Source organism: Maribacter sp. MMG018 (assembly GCF_018100785.1).
In the GTDB taxonomy this organism is placed as follows: domain Bacteria; phylum Bacteroidota; class Bacteroidia; order Flavobacteriales; family Flavobacteriaceae; genus Maribacter.
In genome coordinates, this window is record NZ_JAGJEC010000001.1 from 286,338 (window position 1) to 309,981 (window position 23,644).

Here is a 23,644-nt window from a genome sequence, read left to right on the forward strand (position 1 = left end):
GATTTTATACGTAAGATGGCTTATGCTAAAAATAGTTGCCTAACTTTTCACCTTTAATACAAAATAGTTCTTTTTACCACGTTGTAGCAATACGAACTTATTATTGATCAAATCGTCCTTTTTGATAAGATAATCTTCTTTTACCTTTTCTTTGTTCACCGATATCGAATTCTGCTTCAATTCTCTTCTTGCTTCACCATTAGAACCTAAAAAGCCCGTTTGTGCGGCCAATGCGGCAATCATATCCATACCTTCGTCCAAAGCGGACATAGGAACCTCTGCCTGAGGAACTCCCTCAAAAATATCCAAAAAGGTTTTTTCGTCCAATCCTTTTAAATCTTCTGAAGTAGATTTTCCAAATAAGATACCACTGGCTTTAACGGCATTGTCCAAATCTTCTTGCGAATGCACCATTACGGTGATTTCCTCGGCCAACTTTTTCTGTAGCAACCGCATATGTGGCGCTTCTGAATGCTGGGCTATCAACGCCTCTATTTCTTCTTTTGAAAGAAAGGTAAATATCTTAATGTATTTTTCTGCATCTTGATCAGAAGTGTTCAACCAATATTGATAAAATTTATAGGGCGATGTTCTTTCGGCATCCAACCAAACGTTACCACCTTCGGTTTTTCCAAATTTGGTGCCGTCTGCCTTGGTTATCAATGGGCAGGTAAGGGCATACCCCTTTCCTCCTTCTATTCTTCTTATCAACTCTGTACCGGTAGTAATATTCCCCCATTGGTCACTACCGCCCATCTGCAATGTACAGTTATGTTTTCTGTACAAGTGAAGAAAATCGTATCCCTGTACCAACTGGTAGGTAAACTCAGTAAAAGACATTCCTTCCTTTGCTTCTGAAGAAAGTCTTTTTTTAACAGAGTCTTTTGCCATCATATAGTTGACCGTAATATGTTTGCCCACATCTCTGATGAACTCTAGAAAGGTAAAATCTTTCATCCAATCATAATTATTTACCAGTACTGCGGCATTATCGGCATCACTTTCAAAATCAAGAAACCTCGACAATTGTTTTTTTAAGGCCTCTTGGTTATGTCTCAAGGTCTTTTCGTCCAATAGGTTTCTTTCGGCAGACTTTCCCGAAGGATCCCCGATCATACCCGTTGCTCCACCAACCAGTGCATAGGGCTTATGGCCCGCCAATTGAAAATGGCGTAACATCATTACACCCACCAAATGACCTATGTGTAGAGAGTCTGCCGTAGGATCGATCCCTACATAAGCAGATTTCATTCCTTCCATAAGATATTCTTCGGTACCTGGCATTGCATCGTGCAACATTCCTCTCCATTCCAATTCTTTGACAAAATTTGAAGCCATTTCGTATGAGTATTTTAAATTTAAGTGCAAATATAAAAGGAAAAATGCCGCCCATGGTCGTGAATTAATCATGAATTTATCCATCTGTATTTCCTAAATTTGATTTATGGTTCTAGTTACCGGTAGTACAGGGTTGGTAGGCGCACATCTGTTGTTCAGCTTAGTTATGGCCAAAAACAGGGTCAAGGCTATTTATAGAAGTGAAGCCAAGCGACAAGAAGTAAAAAAAATTTTTTCTTATTACAGCAAAGATTCCAACGCCCTTTTTGACCAAATTAATTGGATAAAAGCGGATATACTCGATATTCCTGCATTGGACAGTGCCTTTAAAGACGTACGTTATGTATACCATGCCGCGGCACTTATATCTTTTGACCCCCGTGATTTTAAAAAATTGAAAAAAATAAATGAGGAAGGCACTGCCAATATTGTAAACCTATGCCTTCAGCATAATATCAGAAAATTATGTCATGTAAGCAGCATTGGTACCATAGGCCGAAGCACACTTGGTAAGGAAGCTACCGAGAACAATGAATGGACAGGGCAACACAGCAATGTATATGCGCTTACAAAACGAGGTGCAGAAATGGAAGTTTGGAGGGGATCGCAAGAAAGCCTACCCGTTGTAATCATTAACCCGGGCGTAATCATAGGCCCCGGTTTTTGGAGTTCTGGGAGCGGCAAACTTTTTGGTACGGCAAACAAAGGCTACTCTTTTTACCCTCCGGGCGGTACCGGTTTTGTGGCCGTAGCGGATGTGGTGAACATTATGATAAAACTGATGGAATCTACGGTAACCAACGAACGATTTATCTTAGTGGCAGAAAATCTTACCTACCAACAGATTTTAGAAAAAATAGCACACCATATAGGAAAAAAACCTCCTACCAAAGAACTTAAAATATGGCAATTGCACATAGGAAGGTACTTCGATTTTATTAAAAGTTTATTTACGGGCAATCCACGAACGATTACAAAAAACGCTATTTACTCTCTTCAACACCCAGAAATTTATAATAGCGATAAAATAAAGAACACCTTACATTTTGAGTTTGAACCACTTCAAAATATAATAAAGTTCAGTTCTGAAAAATTTATTGACGAGTGTCTTTCTTCAAATTAGGGGAAGATTTTATACTATCGTTCTTTGGAAGATTGTTCTTTTTCCCTACCAGATCCAAACTATCCTTTATTTTTTTCTTTTCTTCCATTATGGTTTTCTGCTCATCTAAAAGAGATTCGACCTCAGTGTATATAGACTCATACTCCACCGGCAAGGAAGCATAATAACGGTCACTTTCTACAAATTGGATACTGTCTATTTTGTATTTTTCAAAAATATAGGCGGTCGGTTCTATTTCGTGATCCTTTAAAATACCCATATTGGTGCTTTTTGCGGCATTTAGAATGGCCATATCCTTTAAAATAAGCACCATTTCATTTTTAGGAATCAGATTTTCAGGTTTGTCCATCAATTTTTCTCCGCAAGAATAGAAGACAACCAATAGTACCGATAACAAGGTTACGAACTTTTTCATCTATTAAAAGTTAGTCTTTTTGCATTTTTCTTTTCTGAATAAGTTCCATTTTCATACGCCAAGTGCCCATTTACAAAAGTATGGCTTACGCCTGCCCTAAAACGAGTGCCCTCAAACGGCGACCAGCCACATTTATATGCGATATTATCTTTAGAAACTTTCCAAGAGGCCTCTAGGTCCACTACCGTCAAATCTGCAAAATACCCCTCTCTTATATAGCCTCGTTTTTCAATTTGAAACAATATGGCCGGGTTATGGCACATCTTTTCAACTATCTTCTCCAGACTTAGTACACCTTCCAAATGTTTTTCCAACATTGCGGGCAAGGCATGTTGCACCAAGGGCCCACCACTAGGTGCCTTGGTATATACATTTTCTTTCTCTGATAGCAAATGTGGGGCGTGATCGGTAGCTATTACATCTATTCTATCATCTAACAACGCCTGCCAAAGAGTTTCTCTGTCATTAGATGTTTTAACCGCCGGGTTCCATTTTATCAAAGTACCCTTCTCTTTATAATCGGCATCGGAAAACCATAAATGATGAATACAGGCCTCTGCCGTTATTTTCTTTTCCTTCAACGGAATATCGTTCCTGAACAAACTGGTTTCCTTTCCGGTAGAAAGATGAAACACATGTAACCTGGCACCTGTCTTTTTAGCCAACTCAATAGCCCTGGACGAGGACAGGTAACATGCTTCTTCGCTCCTGATCAACGGGTGATACTCCACAGGAATATCTTCGCCATATTTTGATCTATATTCTTCTAGGTTCTCGCGAATCGTGGTCTCGTCCTCACAATGCGCCGAAATCACCATTTCGGTACTCTTAAAAATATTTTCTATAACGACCTCGTCGTCCACCAACATATTTCCGGTCGACGACCCTAAAAAGAGTTTTATTCCCGAACAAGCATTCTTGTCCAAACGCTTTAATTCTTCCAGATTATCATTGGTACCACCAAACAAGAAAGAATAATTGGCAAAAGACGATTCTTTGGCAATTGAAAATTTCGCTTCCAATTTTTCGATGGTCGTAGTTTGCGGATTGGTATTGGGCTGTTCCATAAACGTGGTTATGCCACCGGCCACTGCCGCCCTACTCTCAGATGCAATATTGCCCTTATGTGTTAAACCTGGTTCCCTAAAATGAACCTGATCGTCGATTACACCGGGTAAAATATATTTTCCTTCGATATCTATGACCGTCGCCGAAGCATCGGAAATATCTTTATCGATCTTTAAAATATGATCGCCCTCTAAAAGAATATCGGTCTCTACAATAGTTCCTTCGTTGACAGCTTTTCCGTTTTTTAGTAGAATTCTACCCATGGCTAAAATTTGTTTTTTTGAAAAAGACTGCGCAGCTTCATTGCCAAGACACCCCAAATGGCCTCACTGATAATGCTGGAACTCATTTTTGATTTACCCTTGACCCTATCTCTAAATATAATGGAGACTTCTTCTATTTTATATTTTTTTAAATACGCCCTAAATTTCATTTCTATTTGAAACGCATAACCAACAAAGCGTACCGAATCTAAATTTATATTCTCTAGAACATGCCTTCTATAGCACACAAAACCGGCCGTAGGATCATGAACACGCATACCGGTAATCATTTTTACGTAAAAAGACGCCCCGTATGACAACAACACCCTATGCAATGGCCAGTCTACAACATTCACTCCCTTTTTATATCTGGACCCTACTGAAACATCCGCTCCGTTCTCACAGGCTTTCAACAACCTCAGAAGGTCGGTTGGGTTATGGGAAAAATCCGCATCCATTTCAAAAATATAATCATATTTTTTATCAATGGCCCATTTAAATCCATGAATATAAGCGGTTCCCAGTCCCGATTTCTCTTTCCTTACTTCTAAAAAAAGTTGTCCGGGGAATTCTTCTTGTAATTTCTTTACAATGTCACCGGTACCATCCGGAGAATTGTCATCTACGACCAATATGTGAAAACTCTTTGGTAATTGAAAAACTGCTCTAATAATCGAATCAATATTCTCAATTTCATTGTAAGTAGGAATAATCACAACACTGTTGGACATAGAAGAAAGCTAAATTTCCACAAAAGTAATGTTTTAAAAATGGTGAAAAAACTGTCGTTACAGGCTTTATGATTTTTTTTAAAAATAGATAATGCCTATAATTCGTAATTTTGCCCGAATAAATAACAAGAATGTTTAAAAAATTTCCCAAGCAATTTTATTATTTTCTTGCTGCTTTTTTTATTCTAAACCTAATTCAGTCTTCGTTTACGGAGCTAATTTTTGACGAAGCCTACTATTGGTACTATAGCCAGAACATGGCTTGGGGTTATTTTGACCATCCCCCAATGGTTGCATTGCTCATAAAGATCAGCAGTTTATTTTTTAATGGGGAATTGGGCGTACGGTTTATGAGCTGTGTACTTTCTTCAGCCAACCTAATTGTACTATGGTCGCTAATAGACAACCCTAAAAAGAACCAGTACATACCTCATTTTTTCTTATTGGTGTTTTCCATGACATTGTTAAATGCCTATGGTTTTTTTACTTTGCCCGACACTCCTTTGTTATTCTTCACTTCTTGTTTTTTGTTGGCCTACAAGCGTTTTTTGAAAAAATCGGATTGGAGTACCACTATTGTCTTGGGAGTTTTAATGGCCTGTTTAATGTACAGTAAATACCATGCCGTATTGGTAATTTTATTTGTTCTACTCTCCAATTTAAAGCTAGTTAAGAACAAATATGCATGGGCATCGGTACTAATTGCACTGTTATGCTACGCTCCTCATTTTTATTGGTTGTACGCAAACGATTACGTAAGTATAAAATACCACCTGTACGAACGCCCCAACGATGCATATCAATTTGAAAAATATACGTTAGGGTTCTTCGTAAACCTTATATCAATTTTCGGATTTACCTTTCCGTTTATATACTATGCCCTGTTTAAGACCAGGTCTACCGACCTTTTTAAAAGAGCTCTTTTGTTCTTAACGTACGGCGTTATCATATTCTTTTTCATTTCTAGTTTCAACAGAAGGGTACAGACTCAATGGATCATTATTATATGCATTCCGTTGGTAGTAATCGTCTACAACTTTATGTTGCAGAACAAAAAGACCTTAAAATGGATTATAAGACTTGGGCTTGTAAATGCCGTTTTAATACTCTATTTACGAGCCGGACTCGTGTACCAACCTTTACTTTTCAATTTTTATTACGAAAGTCATGGAAATAAAGAATGGGTAAATAAAATTCGCGAAGAAGTGGGTGACATTCCCGTTGTGTTTGAAAACTCATATCGTAACGCGCCCATGTACGCATTTTATTCCAACGGCATCCCTACATTTTCCTTGAACAACATAATGTACCGGAAAAATCAATATTCCATTGATGATTCAGAAGAACGGATGAGAGGCAAAAAGGTAGCTTACATATCTAAATATACTAATAAAGGAACTTTTTCTTTTACGAAAGCCAATGGCCAAGCCTATAAGGGCAAGTATATTTCAAATTTTAATTCGTATCGAAAACTAGAGTGTGTTCTTGATGTAGACAAAATTTCATCGAACAAAGAAGACTATTCGCTAAAGGTCATAAACCCATATGATTTTGATATTGAACTATCTAGACTAAAGTTCTCTGTTGCCTATTTGGACCATTATAAGAACACCATGAATCTAAAACCGGTACAACCCCTCACCTCTGAACCAAATGTAACCGTGCTCAAGGCAAAGGACACTACGAAATTTAACATAAAAGTACCTATGCCAAAAAATGAGAATGTTGGCTACATCAGGATTGTAATCTCTGAAAATAATCTATATTCCGGACTCAATGGAAAACCCATACCAGTAGAATAATGGAACCTATTACCAGAATAACGGAAAACGCCGATTGGATTACCCTGATAATTTTTGGTAGCCTATTACTACTTATCGCCGCTAAAACCCTATTCTATTCGCGTTTTTTGAACTTTATGATCTTACCTTTCAACAACAAGTACATTCTCATGTACAACAAAAAAGAAAAGTTGTTCAACTGGTTTCATATTCTTCTAACGATATTTCAAATAATAAATACTTCTATGTTCATCTTTCTTTCGTGGAAGGCATACATAAAACCAGAAACGAAAGACCCTGAATTTATATTTCTGATTATACTGGCGGCAATTTTTCTTTTTTTGGTTTTAAAGATTTCGCTACAGTTAATAAATGGCTTTATTTTTGACGCCTATAACCTGACCAACGAGTTTGTTTTTAAAAAAATTTCGTACCTAAACTACGGTAGCCTAGTACTGTTTATCGCCAATATTTTATTGAGTTTTGTTTTTAAAGATTCCCTCATATTGGTCTATATAGCCGCAACTCTATTTTTAATTATAAACATTATTGGCTGGATCACAGTTATTAAAGTTCACCAAAAATTCATAGCCTCTTACTTTTTCTATTTTATTTTGTACCTTTGCACTCTCGAAATTGCACCCCTTATTATAATGGGAAGCTTTCTAAAATAGAGTACCATATGAAAGTAAAAACTATTTTGGTCTCTCAACCTGAGCCAAAAATGGAAAATTCTCCCTATTCCAGGCTTATTGACAAAGAAAAAGTAAAGGTTGATTTTAGACCTTTTATTCATGTTGAAGGCGTTGATGCGAAAAGTGTTCGCCAACAAAAGATCGATTTAAAAGAACACACTGCAATTATCCTCACAAGTCGTAATGCAGTTGACCATTTTTTCAGACTGGCCGAAGAAATGCGATTTAAGGTTCCGGACAGCATGAAGTATTTTTGCCAGTCAGAGGCAGTTGCATACTATCTTCAGAAATATGTAGTTTATAGAAAACGTAAAATCTACGTTGGCAAAAGACTCTTTTCTGATTTAGTTCCGTTGATCAAGAAATATAAGGACGAAAAGTTTCTACTTCCTTCTTCAGATGTTTTAAAACCAGAAGTTCCTAAAACTTTGGACGAATTGGACATTAACTGGAAACGAGGTATTTTCTACAAAACCGTAATCAGCGACCTGTCGGATTTACGCGATGTTTATTACGACATACTTGTGTTTTTTAGTCCATCGGGCATAGAATCGCTACTGCACAATTTTCCTGATTTCGAACAAAATGACACTAGGATAGCTGTTTTCGGAAATTCAACGGTCAAAGCCGCTACGGGAGCAGGCCTAAGAATAGACATTAAGGCCCCAACACCAGAAACGCCATCTATGACAATGGCATTGCAAAAGTATATTACCAGTGTAAACAAACAATAACATCTGGTTGTAAAACAAAAAAAGGCCTTGCTTGCAGCAAGGCCTTTTTATTATCTAAAATCCATATCGCTGTGGTCCTCCACGCCTTATCTCCTCATTTGCATAACTTTCGAACTGCTTAAAGTTCTCACGGAAGGCATTTGCCAATTTAAAGGCTGTTGTATAGTAGTTTTCATCATTGTTCCAAGTAGCTCTCGGACTTAATACACTAGTGGGCACACCAGGACATTCCCTTGGTTGCGCCACTCCAAAAACGGAGTGTATATGGTAATTATCGTAAGAATATAACCCTAGATCCCCTCTTAATGCGGCATTGATCATAGCTCTGGTATACTTAAGTTTCATTCTAGTACCAACACCGTAAGGACCTCCTGTCCAACCGGTATTAACCAACCATACATTTACCCCGGCCTCCTTCATTTTCTTACTTAACATATCGGCATATTTAGTAGGGTGCAACGGCATAAAAGGCGCCCCAAAACAAGCAGAAAAAGAAGGTTGTGGCTCTACAACCCCTGCTTCGGTACCCGCGACTTTTGCCGTGTAACCCGATATAAAGTGATATGCCGCTTGGCTAGGTGTTAATTTCGATATTGGAGGCAACACCCCAAAGGCATCCGCCGTTAAAAAGAATATATTCTTTACGTTTTTACCAATCGATGGTTGCTGAATATTCTCTATGTGGTATATAGGATAACTAACCCTGGTATTCTGCGTTATGGAAGTATCGGAATAATCTACGTTGCCATCTTTGTCCAATACCACGTTTTCTAATATCGCCCCTGGCTTTATAGCTCCATAAATTTCTGGTTCCTGCTCCTCTGAAAGATTGATCACCTTGGCATAACATCCTCCTTCAAAATTAAAAACGGTGTTTCGGCTCGTCCATCCATGCTCATCATCTCCTATCAATTTTCTATTCGGGTCTGTTGACAAGGTTGTTTTTCCGGTTCCCGAAAGCCCAAAGAAAATAGCGGTATCTCCTTCTTTACCAACATTGGCGGAACAATGCATAGGTAAAGTTTCTTTATATACGGGTAAAATAAAGTTCAACGCAGAAAATATTCCTTTCTTTATCTCTCCGGTATAACCTGTACCGCCGATCAAGACCACTTTTTCGGTAAAATTAAGAATGGCAAAATTATGCTGTCTGGTACCATCTGCCTTGGCATCTGCCATAAAACCAGGAGCATTGACAACCGTCCATTCCGGAGTAAAATCGGCCAACTCTTCCTCCGTAGGTCTTAAGAACATATTGTAAGCAAACATATTGGACCAAGGATATTCTGTAATAACCCTTAAATTAAGTTTATATTCCGGGTCGGCACAAGCATAACTATCACGTACATAAATTTCCTTTTTGTTAAGATAGGCAATCACCTTGTCGTACAGTGCCTTAAATTTATCCTGCTCAAAAGGAATATTAACAGGACCCCACCAAACTTTATCCTTGGTTATTTCATCTTTTACAATAAACCGGTCCAAAGGTGATCTACCGGTAAACTCTCCAGTATTGACCGCAATGGTACCATTACTTGTTTCTACACCCATCCCTAAATCTAGAGTGGCCTTTTGAAGTTCTTCCGGACTCTCTTGATAATGAAAATTATCATGATCAATACCGTAATTTTTTAATGAAATCATTTTTTCTTTTGAAGATGAATTATTCATAAGACTAATTATTTGTACTCCAAAGCTATAAAAATTACGGCTCAAGCCCTGAAAATCAACACTTAATTAAGCTTTCTACCTGCAGAAATATCAAATTGACGAAATAATATCCATATTACAGAAGATATGAAACGTACCAAGGTCTATTTATTAGTCAATATTTACTATATTAACTATATAAATAAATTATTGATAATTTTATATCGTTTTTTTATCAAATTGACAAAAATCATACCTGCTTACACATTAAATTCACTAATTTTGTAGTCTTTGTTATAATGTAGCGAAGCATTTTTTATACAACCCGATGGCATATATACCTACTCGTTAAAAAGCATATCTACCTCTTTTTAAATCACTTTCGGCTCTATAGAACTTATAGAAATAGTTACGCCCTACTTTTTTAGATTTTCGGGAAATCCATTAATTACAATACCCCATAATTCTGGCAGAACAAAATACACAAATAAGGTAAGCACCAGAATAGATACTACATTCATTAACAATCCTTTTTTTACCATATCCGGTATTCGAAGATAACCAGAACCGAACACCACCGCATTGGGCGGGGTCGCGACCGGAAGCATAAATGCACAAGATGCGGCCACGGCTGCACCGACCATTAATACGAACGGATGCACATCTATAGACAAAGCCATTGGGGCCAATACCGGCAATAGCATAGCAGTAGTCGCTAAGTTTGACGTGATCTCGGTTAAAAAATTTACCGAAGCTATCAATATCAGCACTAAAAAAAGAATTGGCAATCCGGAAAGGGAAGTCATTTGACTACCGACCCAAACCGCAAGACCGCTCACATCAAACCCTTTTGCCAGGGCCATACCACCACCAAAAAGCAAAATAATGCCCCATGGTAGTTTTACCGCCTCATTCCATTTCAATAATGGCTCTCTTTTATTTTTCGAGGGAATTAAAAACATCAAAATGGCAAAAAATATGGCAATAATGGTATCATCCAGACCAGGTAATATTTTTTGCAACAAAAAAGACCTAGTAATCCAGCAAAAGGCAGTAGCCCCGAACACCACTCCTATTAACTTTTCTTCATATGAAATTTTACCCAATTGATTCTTTAACCTTGATATTTCCGCTTTACCTCCCGGAAACTCCGCCTGCTTAAAAGTGAAGGCATATCGGGTCAAATATTTCCAACAAATAAAAATAAGGATTATAGATATGGGCAACCCGAACATAAACCATTGCATAAAGGTGATCTCATAACCATAGGTATCTAAGATCACCCCGGCCAAAACCAAGTTCGGAGGGGTACCTATAAGGGTCGCCATACCACCGATAGACGCACTATAAGCAATTGAAAGCATTAAAGATTTTCCAAAAAGAAGATTCTCGTCCGCTATGGTTTCAGGGTTGTCCTTTAACTGTTTAACAATCGCCAAACCTATTGGCAACATCATTACAGAAGTTGCGGTATTTGAAATCCACATAGACAAGAAAGCGGTAGCGACCATAAAGCCCAAAATAATTTTGCGAATATCAGCCCCTATAAAGTGAATAATATTCAAGGCGATCCTTTTGTGTAAATTCCATTTTTCTATAGTGATGGCAATAATAAAACCACCCATATACAAGAAGACGTATTTATGGCCAAAAGAGCTAGAGGTCGTCGAAAGATCCAATCCTCCAGATAACGGAAAAAGTACCAATGGCAAAAGCGCGGTAACGGCAATGGGTATAGCCTCTGTAATCCACCAAATGGCAATCCAAACAGTGGATGCCAATACAGCGTTCGCCTCTTTTGACAAACCTTCGGGGTGAAAAAAAAGAAGTATCAAAATAAATGAAAAAGGCCCTAAAAACAACCCCAACCGCTTTGTTTTGCTCATAGTCTATATCTCCTTAAACACTCGATAGCCCAAATACCCCCAAGACATCAATAAAAAGACACCTCCTATAGGGGTAATTATTCCAATGGTCCTAAAATCGAATGTAGTAATATCGTTTAGAGCCAAAAGATAAATAGAAAATGAGAACAAGACTATTCCTATAACTACCAAGGTATATACAATTTGTCTCGTTTTTTTAGAAAGACCCGGCAATAACCCAACTACAAACAGAAAAAACGCGTGATACATTTGGTAACGTACACCCGTTTCAAAGGTAGCAACAGCGTCTGTGTTCACCATTTTTTCCAATCCGTGAGCGCCGAACGCCCCCAGCATTACCGCCAACAGCCCAAAGACACTAGCCGTGACAAAAATTGTTTTTTTCATAACTTTATGACCTTATATTTTTATAAATGTAACAATTTGATACCTTAGTACTCCGTTATCTAACAAAAGTAAGTAATAAGCATGGTGCGAAAAATTTTGGTTGTAGGCGCTGGTAAATCTACCGCATATTTATTGGATTATTTATTGGAAAAGTCTTCAAAAGAAAGGCTACATATCACCATAGGAGATGTAAATACGGCCGCCGTCGCCGACCACATTAAAAGTCACGAAAATTGCACCGTTGTTACACTCGATATTTTTAAGGACAACCAAAGAAAAAAAGCCGTTGAAGCCTCTGACCTAGTTATTTCTATGTTACCTGCACGGTTTCACATAAAAATAGCAGAAGATTGCCTTGCCTATAAAAAACATCTGGTTACGGCTTCCTATGTCAGTTCTGAAATTAAGGCTTTAAACGATGAAGTAAAGAAAAATAATCTCATATTCATGAACGAGATCGGTCTAGACCCAGGTATAGACCATATGAGCGCCATGCAGGTCATAGATAGAATACGGGACCAAGGAGGCAAAATATTGCTGTTCGAGTCGTTTTGCGGAGGCTTGGTAGCACCAGAACACGACAACAATCTATGGAATTACAAGTTTACCTGGAACCCCAGAAACGTAGTACTTGCCGGACAAGGAGGAACCGCAAAATTTATACAGGAAGGAACCTACAAATATATTCCATACCATAGGCTATTTAGACGTACCGAATTTTTCGAAGTTGAAGGGTACGGTAAATTTGAAGGATATGCCAATAGGGATTCGTTAAATTATAGAGATGCTTACGGTCTACAAGATGCCCTAACCATATACCGGGGAACCATGAGACGTGTCGGGTTTTCAAAAGCTTGGAACATTTTCGTACAACTGGGGGCCACCGATGACACCTATACCATAGAAAACTCCGAAGATATGAGTTATAGAGAATTCATCAATCTTTTTCTCCCCTATTCACCTACCGATTCCGTAGAACTAAAACTACGCCATTACCTAAAAATAGACCAAGACGACAACGTATGGGAAAAACTATTGGAACTGAACCTATTCGACGATTCTAAATACATCGGTATCCCGAACGCCACTCCGGCCCAAGCATTGCAGAAAATATTGGAAGACAAATGGACCCTGGGGACGAATGAAAAAGACATGATAGTCATGTACCATAAATTTGGTTATGAACTTAACGGACAAAAGAAGCAAACAGACTCTAAACTGGTGGTAATCGGTGAAAACCGCACACATACTGCAATGTCTAAAACCGTTGGACTACCTGTCGCCATAGCGGCCCTTCAAATTTTAAATAACAAAATATCGACACCTGGCGTACAGATTCCGATTTCAAAAGAAGTCTATGAACCTATTTTGACCGAACTACAAACATTGCGCATTAATTTTAAGGAATATGAGGTGCCATATGTGGGTTACAATGAAAATTCCACCACAAGCTAAATCTCCATTTGCAAACAAAATTGTTATTTTTACTTTCATATTGAAACATTAAATATGAAATCGGATAACAATAATATCAAAATTGACGGCATTGATAAGAAAATTCTAAGATTCTTAATGGAAGATGCTCGAAAACCAGTACTGGAAATTGCCAGAAGCATAGGTATATCGGGTGCTGCCATACATCAACGTTTACGAAAACTAGAAGCTTCGGGCCTATTGGCAGGCTCTAAATTCATTATAAACCCACGGGCCATGGGCTACACGACCATGGCCTACATCGGTATTTATCTAGACAAGGCAATGAGCAATCCAAAAGCGGTAAAGCAACTGGAAAAAATTCCCGAAGTATTGGAATGCCACTACACCACCGGAAACTGGAGCATCTTGATCAAGATTTTATGTAAGGACAACGAACATTTAATGCATGTTCTAAATAAAGAAATACAACAAATAGAAGGCGTTTCCAGAACGGAGACCTTCATTTCACTGGCCCAACAGATAGACAGGCAGATTACCATATAAAAAAAGCCTTCCCGTTTACAGGAAGGCTTTGAACACTAATATTTTTCAAAGAAACTAATCTCTACTTCCAAGAACTTGAAGTCCCCAATAAACCAAGGTTGCCAAAGAACCTATGGCCGCGACCAAATAAGTTCTTGCCGCCCATTTCAAAGCATCTTCAGAACCTTTATATTCGGCTTGTGTAACCACATTTTTAGCCTTTAACCAAGCCAATGCCCTATTACTGGCATCGTACTCTACAGGCAATGTAATAAAACTGAACAAAGTTGCCATACCCATCATTATCAATCCGGCGACAGCAACCCAATAGCCGAAACCGACACCTGCAGCGGCACCCAAGGCCAAGCCCCCGAATACCACCCATGTAGACATACTTGAGGTTACGCTTACTATAGGCACCAATTTAGAACGCATGGTCAGCCATTGATAAGCCTGTGCATGCTGTACGGCATGCCCACATTCGTGAGCCGCGACTGCCGCCGCCGCCGCATTTCTTTGACTATATACACCCTCACTTAGATTTACCGTTTTATTTGCCGGGTTGTAATGATCGGTAAGCATACCAGGAGTAGAAACCACTTTTACATCACGGATACCATGATCCGCCAACATCTTTTCCGCAATTTCGGCACCGCTCATTCCATTTTGCAAATGTACTTTTGAGTAATGCTTAAACTTACTTTTTAACCTGCTACTAACCAACCAACTTACCAAGGCAATAGCACCGATCAATATATAATATCCCATCATAACTTTTCAATTTTTAAATTCAATAAATATAGTAAAGATTCTATTTGTTACCAGAACCATTAATTGAAAAGCAAAAACCCCGCCAAATTCCTTTCGGACATGACGAGGTCTATACTACTGACAAATTGTACTTTTAAGCGAAGGCTTCTTCCCAGCCAAAGGCTTCTATTATTTCATTGTAAACCACTTTTCCGGATACGATATTCAGTCCCTTTTCAAGTGCGGCATCTTTTTTACAAGCGTCTTCCCAACCCAAATTTGCCAACTTAAGAACATAGGGCAATGTAACATTGGTAAGCGCCATAGTAGAGGTATAAGGCACGGCACCTGGCATATTGGCCACAGAATAATGCACCACATCATCTATAATATATATGGGGTCTTCATGCGTGGTAGGCCTGGTCGTTTCTACACATCCGCCTTGATCTACCGCTACATCCACTATCACCGTTCCCGGTCTCATTTCTTTCAACATATCCCTTGTAATAAGGTTCGGCGCCTTGGCACCTTTTAAAAGAACTCCCCCAATAATTAGGTCATGGGTCTTTATATGTTTTCTAATATTAAATTCATTGGAAAATTCCGTAACCACATGCGGGGGCATTACATCGTTTACATATCTCAAACGTTTCATGTTTATGTCCAGTATGGTTACATGCGCACCTAAGCCTGCTGCCATTTTTGCAGCCTGAATACCCACTACACCGGCCCCTAAGACCAATACCCTACCCGGGGCCACACCAGGAACACCCCCTAAAAGTACCCCACGGCCTTTTACAGGTTTCTCTAAATATTTAGCTCCTTGTTGAATGGCCATTCTACCGGCGACCTCAGACATTGGGGTCAATAATGGCAATGTGCCTTCTTCATCTTCTACCGTCTCATAAGCAATACAAATCGCCTTTTTCTTGATCATGGCCTTTGTCAGCTCTTCACTGGAAGCAAAATGAAAATAGGTGAACAAAATTTGTCCCTCTTGTATCAGCTCATATTCTTCCTCAATAGGTTCCTTCACCTTAACGATCATTTGGCTCATGGAATATACCTGCCCAATGGTATCTAAAATTATGGCTCCCGCCTGTTGATAATCACCATTATAAAAACCGCTCCCTTCACCTGCTCCAGACTGCACGTATACGGTATGGTTGTTCTTTACCAATTCAAAAACTCCGGCTGGCGTCATACCAACCCGACTTTCGTTGTTCTTAATTTCTGTGGGAATACCAACAATCATGATTATTTATTTAAAATTATGCCGCTAAGTTCCGACAATTTATACTTTAAATAAACAAATAATCGATAAAATGAGGGGTTAATCACTCTAAAAAGTGATTTTTAAAATATATACCCCCTATTTTTTAGGGGGTGTATATGATTTTTTTTATCAAAATAAATTTTTACCCTACAACATTCACAATCTTACCAGGCACCACGATTACCTTTTTAGGGGTTCTACCCTGTAATTGTTGTTGGGTCTTTTCATGGGCCATTACCGCCGCCTCTATCTCTTCTTTACTAAGATCTAAGGGAAGCTCTAGCTTAAAGCGCATTTTACCATTAAAGGATATAGGGTATTCCTTAGCACTTTCCACCAGATACTTTTCTTCGAATTCTGGAAAAGGTGCCGCAGCGATAGACTCTGAATGACCTAGTTTTTCCCATAGCTCTTCGGCAATATGTGGCGCATAAGGAGACACCAAAATAGCCAACGGCTCTAACACGGCCCTACTGTTACATTTTTGCGAGCTTAGCTCGTTTACACAGATCATAAAAGTGGAAACAGATGTATTAAAACTAAAGTTCTCTATATCTTCCGCCACCTTTTTAATGGTTTTGTGCAGGGTCTTCCAAGAATCTTTGGACGGCTCGTCCTCCGAAACTTCAAAAGTTCCATTGGCACCGGAATGGTACAAACGCCACATTTTTTTCAAAAAACCATGCGCCCCGGTAATACCTGCGGTATTCCAAGGTTTGGATTGCTCTAAGGGCCCCAAGAACATTTCGTACAAACGCAAACTATCTGCCCCGTACTCTTCGCAAATAGCATCGGGATTTACCACATTGTATTTGGACTTGGACATTTTTTCAACTTCGCGGCCTACTTTAAACGTTCCATCTTCTTCGGTTATAAATACCGCCTCAGCGTATTCCGACCTCCATTCTTTAAAACCCTCAACATCCAATTCATCAGAAGCATTTACAAGAGAGACATCAACATGAATCGGATTAAAATGTTCCCAAGATGTTTCGCCTTGCGTCACACCCTCTCCCTTCGACCTTAAATCGGAAAACATAGAATCCAATTCTTTAGAATAATCAAAAAGAAATCCATTATTCGATATGGCCTTTTCTATTATTGATTTAGAAACAACAACCGGTTTATCCTGATATTTTTGTGACCATACATAAACAAAAGCACTCGTCCCGGTAATCATCCCTTGGTTGATCAGCTTCTTCGCAAACTCATCTTTGGGCACCAAGCCTTTATCGAACATAAACTTCTGCCAAAAACGACTGTACAGCAAATGCCCGGTAGCATGTTCGCTACCACCAATATATAGGTCCACATCTTGCCAATAGTTGATGGCCTCTTGCGAGAATATCTCATCCTCGTTGTGCGGATCCATATAGCGATTAAAGTACTGCGAGCTTCCTGCCCAACCCGGCATGGTATTCAATTCTAACGGAAAAACCGTAGTGTTGTTTATTTTATCATTGGCCACAACCTCGTTCTTTTCGGTATCCCAAGCCCATACAGTGGCATTGCCCAAAGGCGGCTCACCGGTTTCTGTAGGCAAGTACTTATCTACCTCCGGTAGTTTTATCGGCAAATGTTCTTCCGATATCATCTGTGGCATTCCGTCCGCATCATAATACACAGGAAAAGGTTCGCCCCAGTAACGCTGTCTGCTAAAAACGGCATCCCGTAAACGATAATTTACTTTTCCTTCTCCCTGTCCTAGCTTTTCCAATTCAAAAATGGCACGCTTTACGGCCTTTTTATAAGGTAGCCCGTTCAAGAAATCAGAATTGGCTATTATTGTTTTCTCCTTATCGGCAAAAGCTTCTTCTGTAATATCCACTCCCTCGAAAATATTAGGAATAGGAATATTGAAATGTTTCGCAAAATCGTAATCGCGCTGATCACCACATGGTACGGACATGACCGCTCCGGTTCCATAACCGGCCAGCACATAATCGCCGATCCAGATCGGAACGGGTTCTTTGGTAAACGGATGCTCTGCATACGCCCCCGTAAAGGCTCCCGAAATAGTTTTTACATCAGCCATTCTATCCCTCTCCGACCGTTTTGCCGTAGCCTCTATATAGGCTTCTACCGTCGCCTTTTGTTCTGGCGTGGTAATTTTTGAAACCAGTTCGTGCTCGGGTGCCAAAGTCATAAAACTGACACCGAAAATAGTATCGGGGCGTGTGGTAAAGACCTCTATCGGATATGTTTTTTCGCCCGGTGCTGAGGGTACCGTATAAAACGTTACCGCAGCTCCCTCTGACCTACCGATCCAGTTGGTCTGCGAATCTTTAAGGGGTTGTGGCCAATCTACCTTTTCAAGACCATCCAACAAACGCTGGGCATATGCGGTAATTCGCATGCTCCATTGCGTCATCTTTTTTCGGATAACAGGATGCCCTCCACGTTCAGATACTCCGTTTACAATCTCATCATTCGCCAAAACGGTTCCCAATGCCGGACACCAGTTAACCTCGCTCTCGGCCAAATAGGTCAACCTATATTTTAATAATATCTCTTGTTGCTCTTTGTTGCTGTACGCTTTCCATTCTTCCGCAGAAAAAACGGCTATATCATCATCACAAACAGCATCTACCCCCGCATTGCCCTCTTTTTCGAATACGGATATCAGACTTTTAATGTCTTCTGCCTTATCGGTAGTTTTATTGTACCACGAATTGAACAGCTGAATAAATATCCACTGTGTCCATTTGTAATATTTAGGATCGGATGTACGTACCTCTCTACTCCAATCAAAAGAAAAGCCCAATTGATCGAGCTGCCTTCTATAGGTCTTAATATTCTCTTCTGTAGTAATGGCCGGATGTTGCCCGGTCTGTATTGCATATTGCTCCGCAGGTAACCCAAAAGAATCGTATCCCTGTGGATGCAACACATTATATCCTTTGTGCCGTTTGTAACGGGCATAAATATCGCTGGCAATATACCCTAACGGATGCCCCACATGGAGACCTGCCCCCGAAGGATAAGGAAACATATCCAACACATAAAATTTTTCTTTGTCACTATTGTTCTCGGCCTTGAAAGTCTGTTTGTCCGCCCAATATTTTTGCCACTTGGCTTCAATTTCGTTGAAATTGTATTGCATGATATTTGCTTCTTTGCTGTAAGCGACAAAAATAGGTCGAATCGATGAAAGTTAAAAAGATATTGACGATTAACGGTTCTTGATCGGGTCGACCCTAAAAATGATACACTTCGGCCTAAAAATTCATACAGGTACAGAAAACTTCAAAAAATCACTTTCAATACATTTCCCCAACCTTTTTTACACCTAAAAATAGGCGGCGTTTTATTTTTTTTAAGATTCATTTCACATTACTTTCCTATTTTTACAATTACTATATATTTATATGAGTAACTCTTTTGAAAATTATCAAAGACGGAAACTGATTTCCTCCTATTTTTCCGTAGTACTGAGCATTGCCTTGGTACTATTTCTATTGGGTATTCTAGGACTTTTGGTATTGAATACCAAGAAGATGGCGGATCGCTCTAAAGAGCAGATCACCATTTCTATCTTTTTAAAGGAAAATGCAAAAGAGATAGAAGTAGAGCAGTTACAAAAAACCTTGGCCATGTCGGAGTACACCAAATCTGCCACTTATGTATCAAAAGAGGAGGCGGCGGAACAGCACAGCAAGGAAATCGGGGAAGACTTTGTAGATTACTTAGGATATAATCCTTTAAAAAATTCGATTGACGTAAAACTCAATGCCGATTTTGTAACAGCGGAAAAAGTAGGTGAGATCGCAGCCGATCTAGAAGAAAGAAGTTTTGTGGACGAGGTTAGCTACGACAAGGTATTGGTAAGCATGGTGGCCAAAAGTGTAGAAAAAATCGGTTTCTGGATTTTAGTGGCCAGTGCCATTTTCACCTTTATAGCGGTACTTTTGATCAACAGTTCGATCAGACTGTCCATTTACTCGAAAAGATTCATCATAAAGACCATGCAAATGGTGGGTGCCACCAAGACTTTTATACGCAAGCCTTTTATTTGGCAGAACATAAAATTGGGTATGCTAGGGGCGTTATTGGCCCTTGCGGCCATTGCCGGTGTAATCTATTATGTAAACACCAATTTTCAGGATCTGGGGTTATTAGAAGAACCGTCCATAATTATCATCCTATTCGTAGGCGTGTTTCTTTTGGGCATCCTGATCTCTTTTTTAAGCACTTACTTTGCCACACAACGTTTCCTTAACTTAAGAACAGACGAATTATATTATTAAATTTGCCCCTATGAGCAAAAAAACTAAAGTGGAACAATCTCCAAAACAGGAGTTCATTTTTCAAAAGAAAAATTACCTATTCATGTTCATAGGGTTGGCTTTTATTGCCTTGGGCTTTATTTTGATGAGCGGTGGCGGTAGTGATGACCCTAACGTTTTTAATCCTGAAATCTACAATTTCAGAAGAATACGATTGGCTCCTACCTTGGTTCTTATAGGACTCGGAATAGAGGTCTACGCTATTTTATTAAACCCACACAAAAAGAAATAATTGGAGACTATAGACGCTATTATACTCGGCATTATTCAAGGATTAACCGAGTTTCTTCCCGTTTCTTCCAGTGGCCATCTGGAATTGGGAAAGGCAATTTTAGGAGACCACTCCGTTCCCGAAGAAAGCTTACTATTTACCGTAGTCTTGCACTTTGCTACGGCCCTAAGTACCATTGTTGTTTTCAGAAAAGATATTTGGGAAATTATAAGCGGGCTGTTACAATTTAAATGGAACGAAGAAAGTCAGTTTTCGCTAAAGATTATTATATCAATGTTGCCCGCCGTATTCATAGGGCTTTTCTTTGAAGAACAGTTAGAAGCATTTTTTGGTGGCAACATAAGATTCGTTGGCTTCATGTTATTGATTACTGCCGTACTTCTATATTTCGCCGACAAGGCAAAAGACACGGATAAAAAGGTAAGTTTTGGAAGTGCTTTTATTGTGGGAATCTCACAAGCTATCGCTATGCTACCGGGTATTTCCCGCAGTGGGGCCACTATTTCTACCTCTGTACTTTTAGGAGTGGACAAATCGAAAGCCGCAAGATTCTCTTTTTTAATGGTAGTCCCCTTAATTTTCGGCAAAATAGCCAAAGACCTTATGAGTGGCGAATTAAGTTTTAACGGAGAGAACAATTTTGCCATGGCAGCAGGATTTATCGCTGCTTTTGTTGCCGGTTTGGCAGCCTGTACATGGATGATCCAATTGGTACGAAAGAGCAAACTTTCCTATTTTGCCATATATTGTCTTATTGTAGGGCTCATCGCCATCATTTATGGGTTTACAAACCCTTAGAACGCCCTTAACGCAACCCAAAATCTATGGAAAATTTGACCAAAGATGATTTTTTGAACGGTCAGTTATTATTGATCGACAAACCATTGGGGTGGTCATCTTTTCAGGCAGTGAACAAACTTAAATGGGCCATTCGAAAAAAATTCGACCTTAAAAAAATAAAAATAGGACATGCCGGTACACTTGACCCTTTGGCAACCGGACTTCTTATTATCTGTACAGGAAAGTTCACCAAGAAAATTCCAGAATATCAAGGACAAGCCAAAGAATATACGGGCACCATCACTTTGGGCAGCACTACCCCTTCGTACGACCTGGAGACCGAGATAGACCAAACCTTTTCAACGGCACACATAACCGATGAGCTTATTTATGAAACTACGTCGCAGTTTATTGGTGAAATACAACAGGCACCCCCTGTTTTTTCGGCCTTAAAAAAAGACGGAAAGCGTTTATATGAATATGCAAGGGAAGGAAAGGACGTTGAAATAAAAAAGCGCAATGTTCATATTTTAGAATTTGAAATCACCAAAATAACAATGCCCGAGGTGGCGTTTAGAATCAAATGTAGCAAAGGAACCTACATACGTTCCATCGCCCATGATTTCGGAAAGACATTGGGCTCTGGAGGGCACTTGACGAGCCTTAGAAGAACCAAAATAGGTAAATTTAACGTAGATAATGCCATAGACCCATTGGTCTTTACCGAAGGGTTATTGCAGAAATAATTACACCGAATCGCATTTATTATGATTCCATTTGTCGATTTACTGTAATATTTTCTAAAAATAAATGTTATATATCAATGAACCTGAACAGACAGCAACTATCTCTGATAATCACCATTTTTTCAATGGCGATCGTTGTCTTGGTTCTATATAACATTCAATTAGGTGCGCAGACCGAAGATGAAGAGGACTATGTAGTTGAAATGGTACTGGAAGACGAACCAGAAGAAGAACTTACTCAAGAAGAGGAAGAACTGCTCGAAAAACTCTCAAAATCCGACCCCGTTAAAAGCCATATGGCCTATAACGAAACGGCAAAACCCAGTTTTGGCAATCCAGAACCCCTAAAAACACTGGAAGAAATTATGGAAGAAAAAGCCGCTATGACCGGTGAAGAAACTTCCGATAATCTTATCGCCGATTCCGAATATGCCGCACGTGTAAAGGAACTTGCCAAAAAACGTGAGCAAATGAAGCAAATGCTTGGTGAAAAAGAAGCTCAAAAAGAAGAGTTCACCAACCATCTTGCCGCAAAAAGAACATCCATCTCCTACTCATTGGTAAACCGTAATAGTTACCATTTACCCCCACCAATATACACCTGTATAGAGGGCGGAAAAGTAGTGATCAACATAGAGGTAGACGAAACAGGAAATGTTATCGAAGCCAACTTTAACGAAAAAAGTTCAGGTACCTCTAACGGGTGCTTAGTGGACAACGCTATTGCGTATGCCTACAAAGCAAGGTTCAGCAGTTCGGACAAAGCGCTCCAAAAAGGAACAATTACCTACTTATTTCAAGGAAAGTAACCCTAGTAAATCCTCTACGATACTTTGCCCTTTATCTTTATTGTACCAAACCTGTAGGTCTTGTTTAAATTCTTTGCTCAACGAACCATGCGCCGCTTTATAACTATCCACCAAGTCGGTAGCATTTTTTGATCTTGGGCCCCAATCCCCAATTACCTCATTGTTTTGGGCATCTATCATTATAAGTTTGGGTATAGACATACTGCCACGGGTCAAAAATTGGTTCATCAGCTCCAAGTTCTCGTCCCTTAAAACAATTTTGAGCGTAATGTTCGCATTCAGCTCACTTATTTTGTTCATGACGGGCAATGCAGGTGAGGCATCGCCACACCAACTCTCTGTAAGTACCAGCCAAACTATTTTCTTGTCTACCGACCCTATTTTTTCAATTACCGTTTCGTTAAATTTCAACGTTTTGTCCCAACGTTTCATTCTTCGATCGTTCAATTGGGTATAATCAGCAAGTGCATCGGTCTGTTCCGGACCGGTAGATTTACCCTCAACAGCCAACTTTTGTACCAGATCACGATACTCTTGGTACGACATAGCCTTGTCTAAACTTTGTTTTATCAAACTATCGGAATGTGTTTCTTGTAAACTCATCGTTCTGCATTAGTATTAATATATTTCCACTTAGTTGAGCTCTTGTTAAAAACCTTACAGACGCTCCACAACCACAACGTTTATAAATCATATTTAGCCTAATGCAACCTCATTTACTACATCGAACGGCAT

22 protein-coding genes are annotated in these 23,644 nt (G+C 39.3%); 11 read left to right on the forward strand and 11 right to left on the reverse strand.

All coding sequences use genetic code 11. The features are described 5' to 3' along the window. Positions 1-39 precede the first annotated feature (39 nt). On the reverse strand, positions 40-1,338 hold the full coding sequence (tyrS, locus tag J8L85_RS01250) for a tyrosine--tRNA ligase (protein WP_211013889.1): 1,299 nt from the start codon (positions 1,336-1,338) through the stop codon (positions 40-42). Between the two features lie 106 nt (positions 1,339-1,444). Between tyrS and J8L85_RS01255 the strand changes: the two genes are divergently transcribed. After that, positions 1,445-2,461, forward strand: a complete 1,017-nt coding sequence (locus J8L85_RS01255) for an NAD-dependent epimerase/dehydratase family protein (protein WP_211013890.1) — start codon at positions 1,445-1,447, stop codon at positions 2,459-2,461. On the opposite strand, the gene J8L85_RS01260 is transcribed toward J8L85_RS01255, so the two are convergent. From J8L85_RS01260 to J8L85_RS01270, 3 genes are read right to left on the reverse strand one after another with little or no spacing between them, the layout of a single operon-like run. Further along, positions 2,433-2,876 carry a DUF4296 domain-containing protein gene (locus J8L85_RS01260; protein WP_211013891.1) on the reverse strand — a complete coding sequence of 148 codons (444 nt, stop codon included), beginning with the start codon at positions 2,874-2,876 and terminating at the stop codon, positions 2,433-2,435. The genes J8L85_RS01255 and J8L85_RS01260 overlap by 29 nt on opposite strands. Then, positions 2,873-4,207 carry a dihydroorotase gene (locus J8L85_RS01265; RefSeq protein WP_211013892.1) on the reverse strand — a complete coding sequence of 445 codons (1,335 nt, stop codon included), beginning with the start codon at positions 4,205-4,207 and terminating at the stop codon, positions 2,873-2,875. Before J8L85_RS01265 ends, J8L85_RS01260 begins: the two co-directional genes overlap by 4 nt. Before the next feature lie 2 nt (positions 4,208-4,209). Then, positions 4,210-4,938, reverse strand: coding sequence for a polyprenol monophosphomannose synthase (locus tag J8L85_RS01270; RefSeq protein ID WP_211013893.1), 729 nt, complete (start codon positions 4,936-4,938; stop codon positions 4,210-4,212). Positions 4,939-5,069: 131 nt separating this feature from the next. On the opposite strand from J8L85_RS01270, the gene J8L85_RS01275 reads away from it, so the two are divergent. Genes J8L85_RS01275 through J8L85_RS01285 form a run of 3 tightly spaced genes read left to right on the forward strand, consistent with a single transcriptional unit; the run spans position 5,070 to position 8,148 of the window. Continuing rightward, positions 5,070-6,740: a glycosyltransferase family 39 protein gene (locus J8L85_RS01275; protein ID WP_211013894.1), complete on the forward strand. Its 1,671-nt coding sequence runs from the start codon at positions 5,070-5,072 to the stop codon at positions 6,738-6,740. Further along, entirely contained in the window at positions 6,740-7,393 is a 654-nt protein-coding gene (locus tag J8L85_RS01280) for a DUF4271 domain-containing protein (RefSeq protein ID WP_211013895.1), read from the forward strand. The genes J8L85_RS01275 and J8L85_RS01280 overlap by 1 nt, the downstream gene beginning before the upstream one ends. An 8-nt stretch (positions 7,394-7,401) precedes the next feature. Continuing rightward, positions 7,402-8,148, forward strand: coding sequence for a uroporphyrinogen-III synthase (locus J8L85_RS01285; protein ID WP_211013896.1), 747 nt, complete (start codon positions 7,402-7,404; stop codon positions 8,146-8,148). Positions 8,149-8,202: 54 nt separating this feature from the next. On the opposite strand, the gene pckA is transcribed toward J8L85_RS01285, so the two are convergent. From pckA to J8L85_RS01300, 3 genes are all read right to left on the reverse strand, one after another. Beyond that, positions 8,203-9,819 (reverse strand): phosphoenolpyruvate carboxykinase (ATP), encoded by a 1,617-nt coding sequence (pckA, locus tag J8L85_RS01290; RefSeq protein ID WP_211013897.1) that lies wholly within the window; start codon positions 9,817-9,819, stop codon positions 8,203-8,205. 395 nt (positions 9,820-10,214) lie between these two features. Beyond that, the gene (locus tag J8L85_RS01295; RefSeq protein WP_211013898.1) at positions 10,215-11,684 is read right to left on the reverse strand and encodes an SLC13 family permease; all 1,470 of its coding nucleotides are present in this window, start codon (positions 11,682-11,684) and stop codon (positions 10,215-10,217) included. Between the two features lie 3 nt (positions 11,685-11,687). Continuing rightward, positions 11,688-12,071, reverse strand: coding sequence for a DUF423 domain-containing protein (locus tag J8L85_RS01300; RefSeq protein WP_211013899.1), 384 nt, complete (start codon positions 12,069-12,071; stop codon positions 11,688-11,690). A gap of 81 nt (positions 12,072-12,152) precedes the next feature. Here J8L85_RS01300 and J8L85_RS01305 point away from each other — a divergent pair, with 81 nt between their 5' ends. Together J8L85_RS01305 and J8L85_RS01310 are read left to right on the forward strand one after the other, a co-directional pair. Beyond that, a complete protein-coding gene (locus J8L85_RS01305) occupies positions 12,153-13,526 on the forward strand; it encodes a saccharopine dehydrogenase family protein (protein ID WP_211013900.1) in 1,374 nt (457 codons plus the stop codon). A gap of 54 nt (positions 13,527-13,580) precedes the next feature. Then, positions 13,581-14,051, forward strand: a complete 471-nt coding sequence (locus tag J8L85_RS01310; RefSeq protein WP_211013901.1) for an Lrp/AsnC ligand binding domain-containing protein — start codon at positions 13,581-13,583, stop codon at positions 14,049-14,051. Positions 14,052-14,105: 54 nt separating this feature from the next. On the opposite strand, the gene J8L85_RS01315 is transcribed toward J8L85_RS01310, so the two are convergent. The 3 genes from J8L85_RS01315 to J8L85_RS01325 all read right to left on the reverse strand — a co-directional run bounded on the left by J8L85_RS01315 (position 14,106) and on the right by J8L85_RS01325 (position 19,159). Next, positions 14,106-14,801: a zinc metallopeptidase gene (locus tag J8L85_RS01315; protein ID WP_211013902.1), complete on the reverse strand. Its 696-nt coding sequence runs from the start codon at positions 14,799-14,801 to the stop codon at positions 14,106-14,108. A gap of 133 nt (positions 14,802-14,934) precedes the next feature. After that, positions 14,935-16,035: an alanine dehydrogenase gene (gene ald, locus J8L85_RS01320; protein WP_211013903.1), complete on the reverse strand. Its 1,101-nt coding sequence runs from the start codon at positions 16,033-16,035 to the stop codon at positions 14,935-14,937. A 163-nt stretch (positions 16,036-16,198) separates the two neighbouring features. Next, positions 16,199-19,159 (reverse strand): class I tRNA ligase family protein, encoded by a 2,961-nt coding sequence (locus tag J8L85_RS01325; RefSeq protein WP_211013904.1) that lies wholly within the window; start codon positions 19,157-19,159, stop codon positions 16,199-16,201. A gap of 265 nt (positions 19,160-19,424) precedes the next feature. Between J8L85_RS01325 and J8L85_RS01330 the strand changes: the two genes are divergently transcribed. The 5 genes from J8L85_RS01330 (at position 19,425) to J8L85_RS01350 (ending at position 22,909) form a co-directional block, all read left to right on the forward strand. Next, on the forward strand, positions 19,425-20,303 hold the full coding sequence (locus tag J8L85_RS01330) for a permease-like cell division protein FtsX (RefSeq protein ID WP_211013905.1): 879 nt from the start codon (positions 19,425-19,427) through the stop codon (positions 20,301-20,303). 10 nt (positions 20,304-20,313) lie between these two features. Continuing rightward, complete coding sequence (locus J8L85_RS01335) at positions 20,314-20,574, forward strand: DUF3098 domain-containing protein (RefSeq protein WP_211013906.1); 261 nt, start codon at positions 20,314-20,316, stop codon at positions 20,572-20,574. Further along, positions 20,575-21,372, forward strand: a complete 798-nt coding sequence (locus tag J8L85_RS01340) for an undecaprenyl-diphosphate phosphatase (RefSeq protein ID WP_211013907.1) — start codon at positions 20,575-20,577, stop codon at positions 21,370-21,372. It abuts the gene before it with no gap. 26 nt (positions 21,373-21,398) lie between these two features. Beyond that, positions 21,399-22,100, forward strand: coding sequence for a tRNA pseudouridine(55) synthase TruB (gene truB, locus J8L85_RS01345; RefSeq protein WP_211013908.1), 702 nt, complete (start codon positions 21,399-21,401; stop codon positions 22,098-22,100). Between the two features lie 77 nt (positions 22,101-22,177). Continuing rightward, positions 22,178-22,909 (forward strand): hypothetical protein, encoded by a 732-nt coding sequence (locus J8L85_RS01350; protein ID WP_211013909.1) that lies wholly within the window; start codon positions 22,178-22,180, stop codon positions 22,907-22,909. Here J8L85_RS01350 and J8L85_RS01355 read toward each other — a convergent pair. Continuing rightward, the gene (locus tag J8L85_RS01355; protein ID WP_211013910.1) at positions 22,892-23,512 is read right to left on the reverse strand and encodes a thioredoxin family protein; all 621 of its coding nucleotides are present in this window, start codon (positions 23,510-23,512) and stop codon (positions 22,892-22,894) included. The two genes, J8L85_RS01350 and J8L85_RS01355, sit on opposite strands and share 18 nt — an antisense overlap. Positions 23,513-23,644: the final 132 nt, after the last annotated feature.

Excerpts from the sequence above, each read along its gene's own strand:
- J8L85_RS01270 (WP_211013893.1), bottom strand. The coding sequence starts at position 4,938 with ATGTCCAACAGTGTTGTGATTATTCCTACTTACAATGAAATTGAGAAT.
- J8L85_RS01265 (WP_211013892.1), bottom strand. The coding sequence starts at position 4,207 with ATGGGTAGAATTCTACTAAAAAACGGAAAAGCTGTCAACGAAGGAACT.
- J8L85_RS01335 (WP_211013906.1), top strand. The coding sequence starts at position 20,314 with ATGAGCAAAAAAACTAAAGTGGAACAATCTCCAAAACAGGAGTTCATT.
- J8L85_RS01330 (WP_211013905.1), top strand. The coding sequence starts at position 19,425 with ATGAGTAACTCTTTTGAAAATTATCAAAGACGGAAACTGATTTCCTCC.
- J8L85_RS01275 (WP_211013894.1), top strand. The coding sequence starts at position 5,070 with ATGTTTAAAAAATTTCCCAAGCAATTTTATTATTTTCTTGCTGCTTTT.
- tyrS (WP_211013889.1), bottom strand. The coding sequence starts at position 1,338 with ATGGCTTCAAATTTTGTCAAAGAATTGGAATGGAGAGGAATGTTGCAC.
- J8L85_RS01350 (WP_211013909.1), top strand. The coding sequence starts at position 22,178 with ATGAACCTGAACAGACAGCAACTATCTCTGATAATCACCATTTTTTCA.
- J8L85_RS01325 (WP_211013904.1), bottom strand. The coding sequence starts at position 19,159 with ATGCAATACAATTTCAACGAAATTGAAGCCAAGTGGCAAAAATATTGG.
- truB (WP_211013908.1), top strand. The coding sequence starts at position 21,399 with ATGGAAAATTTGACCAAAGATGATTTTTTGAACGGTCAGTTATTATTG.
- J8L85_RS01355 (WP_211013910.1), bottom strand. The coding sequence starts at position 23,512 with ATGAGTTTACAAGAAACACATTCCGATAGTTTGATAAAACAAAGTTTA.
- J8L85_RS01285 (WP_211013896.1), top strand. The coding sequence starts at position 7,402 with ATGAAAGTAAAAACTATTTTGGTCTCTCAACCTGAGCCAAAAATGGAA.
- J8L85_RS01315 (WP_211013902.1), bottom strand. The coding sequence starts at position 14,801 with ATGATGGGATATTATATATTGATCGGTGCTATTGCCTTGGTAAGTTGG.
- J8L85_RS01305 (WP_211013900.1), top strand. The coding sequence starts at position 12,153 with ATGGTGCGAAAAATTTTGGTTGTAGGCGCTGGTAAATCTACCGCATAT.
- pckA (WP_211013897.1), bottom strand. The coding sequence starts at position 9,819 with ATGAATAATTCATCTTCAAAAGAAAAAATGATTTCATTAAAAAATTAC.
- J8L85_RS01260 (WP_211013891.1), bottom strand. The coding sequence starts at position 2,876 with ATGAAAAAGTTCGTAACCTTGTTATCGGTACTATTGGTTGTCTTCTAT.
- ald (WP_211013903.1), bottom strand. The coding sequence starts at position 16,035 with ATGATTGTTGGTATTCCCACAGAAATTAAGAACAACGAAAGTCGGGTT.
- J8L85_RS01295 (WP_211013898.1), bottom strand. The coding sequence starts at position 11,684 with ATGAGCAAAACAAAGCGGTTGGGGTTGTTTTTAGGGCCTTTTTCATTT.
- J8L85_RS01280 (WP_211013895.1), top strand. The coding sequence starts at position 6,740 with ATGGAACCTATTACCAGAATAACGGAAAACGCCGATTGGATTACCCTG.
- J8L85_RS01300 (WP_211013899.1), bottom strand. The coding sequence starts at position 12,071 with ATGAAAAAAACAATTTTTGTCACGGCTAGTGTCTTTGGGCTGTTGGCG.
- J8L85_RS01310 (WP_211013901.1), top strand. The coding sequence starts at position 13,581 with ATGAAATCGGATAACAATAATATCAAAATTGACGGCATTGATAAGAAA.
- J8L85_RS01255 (WP_211013890.1), top strand. The coding sequence starts at position 1,445 with ATGGTTCTAGTTACCGGTAGTACAGGGTTGGTAGGCGCACATCTGTTG.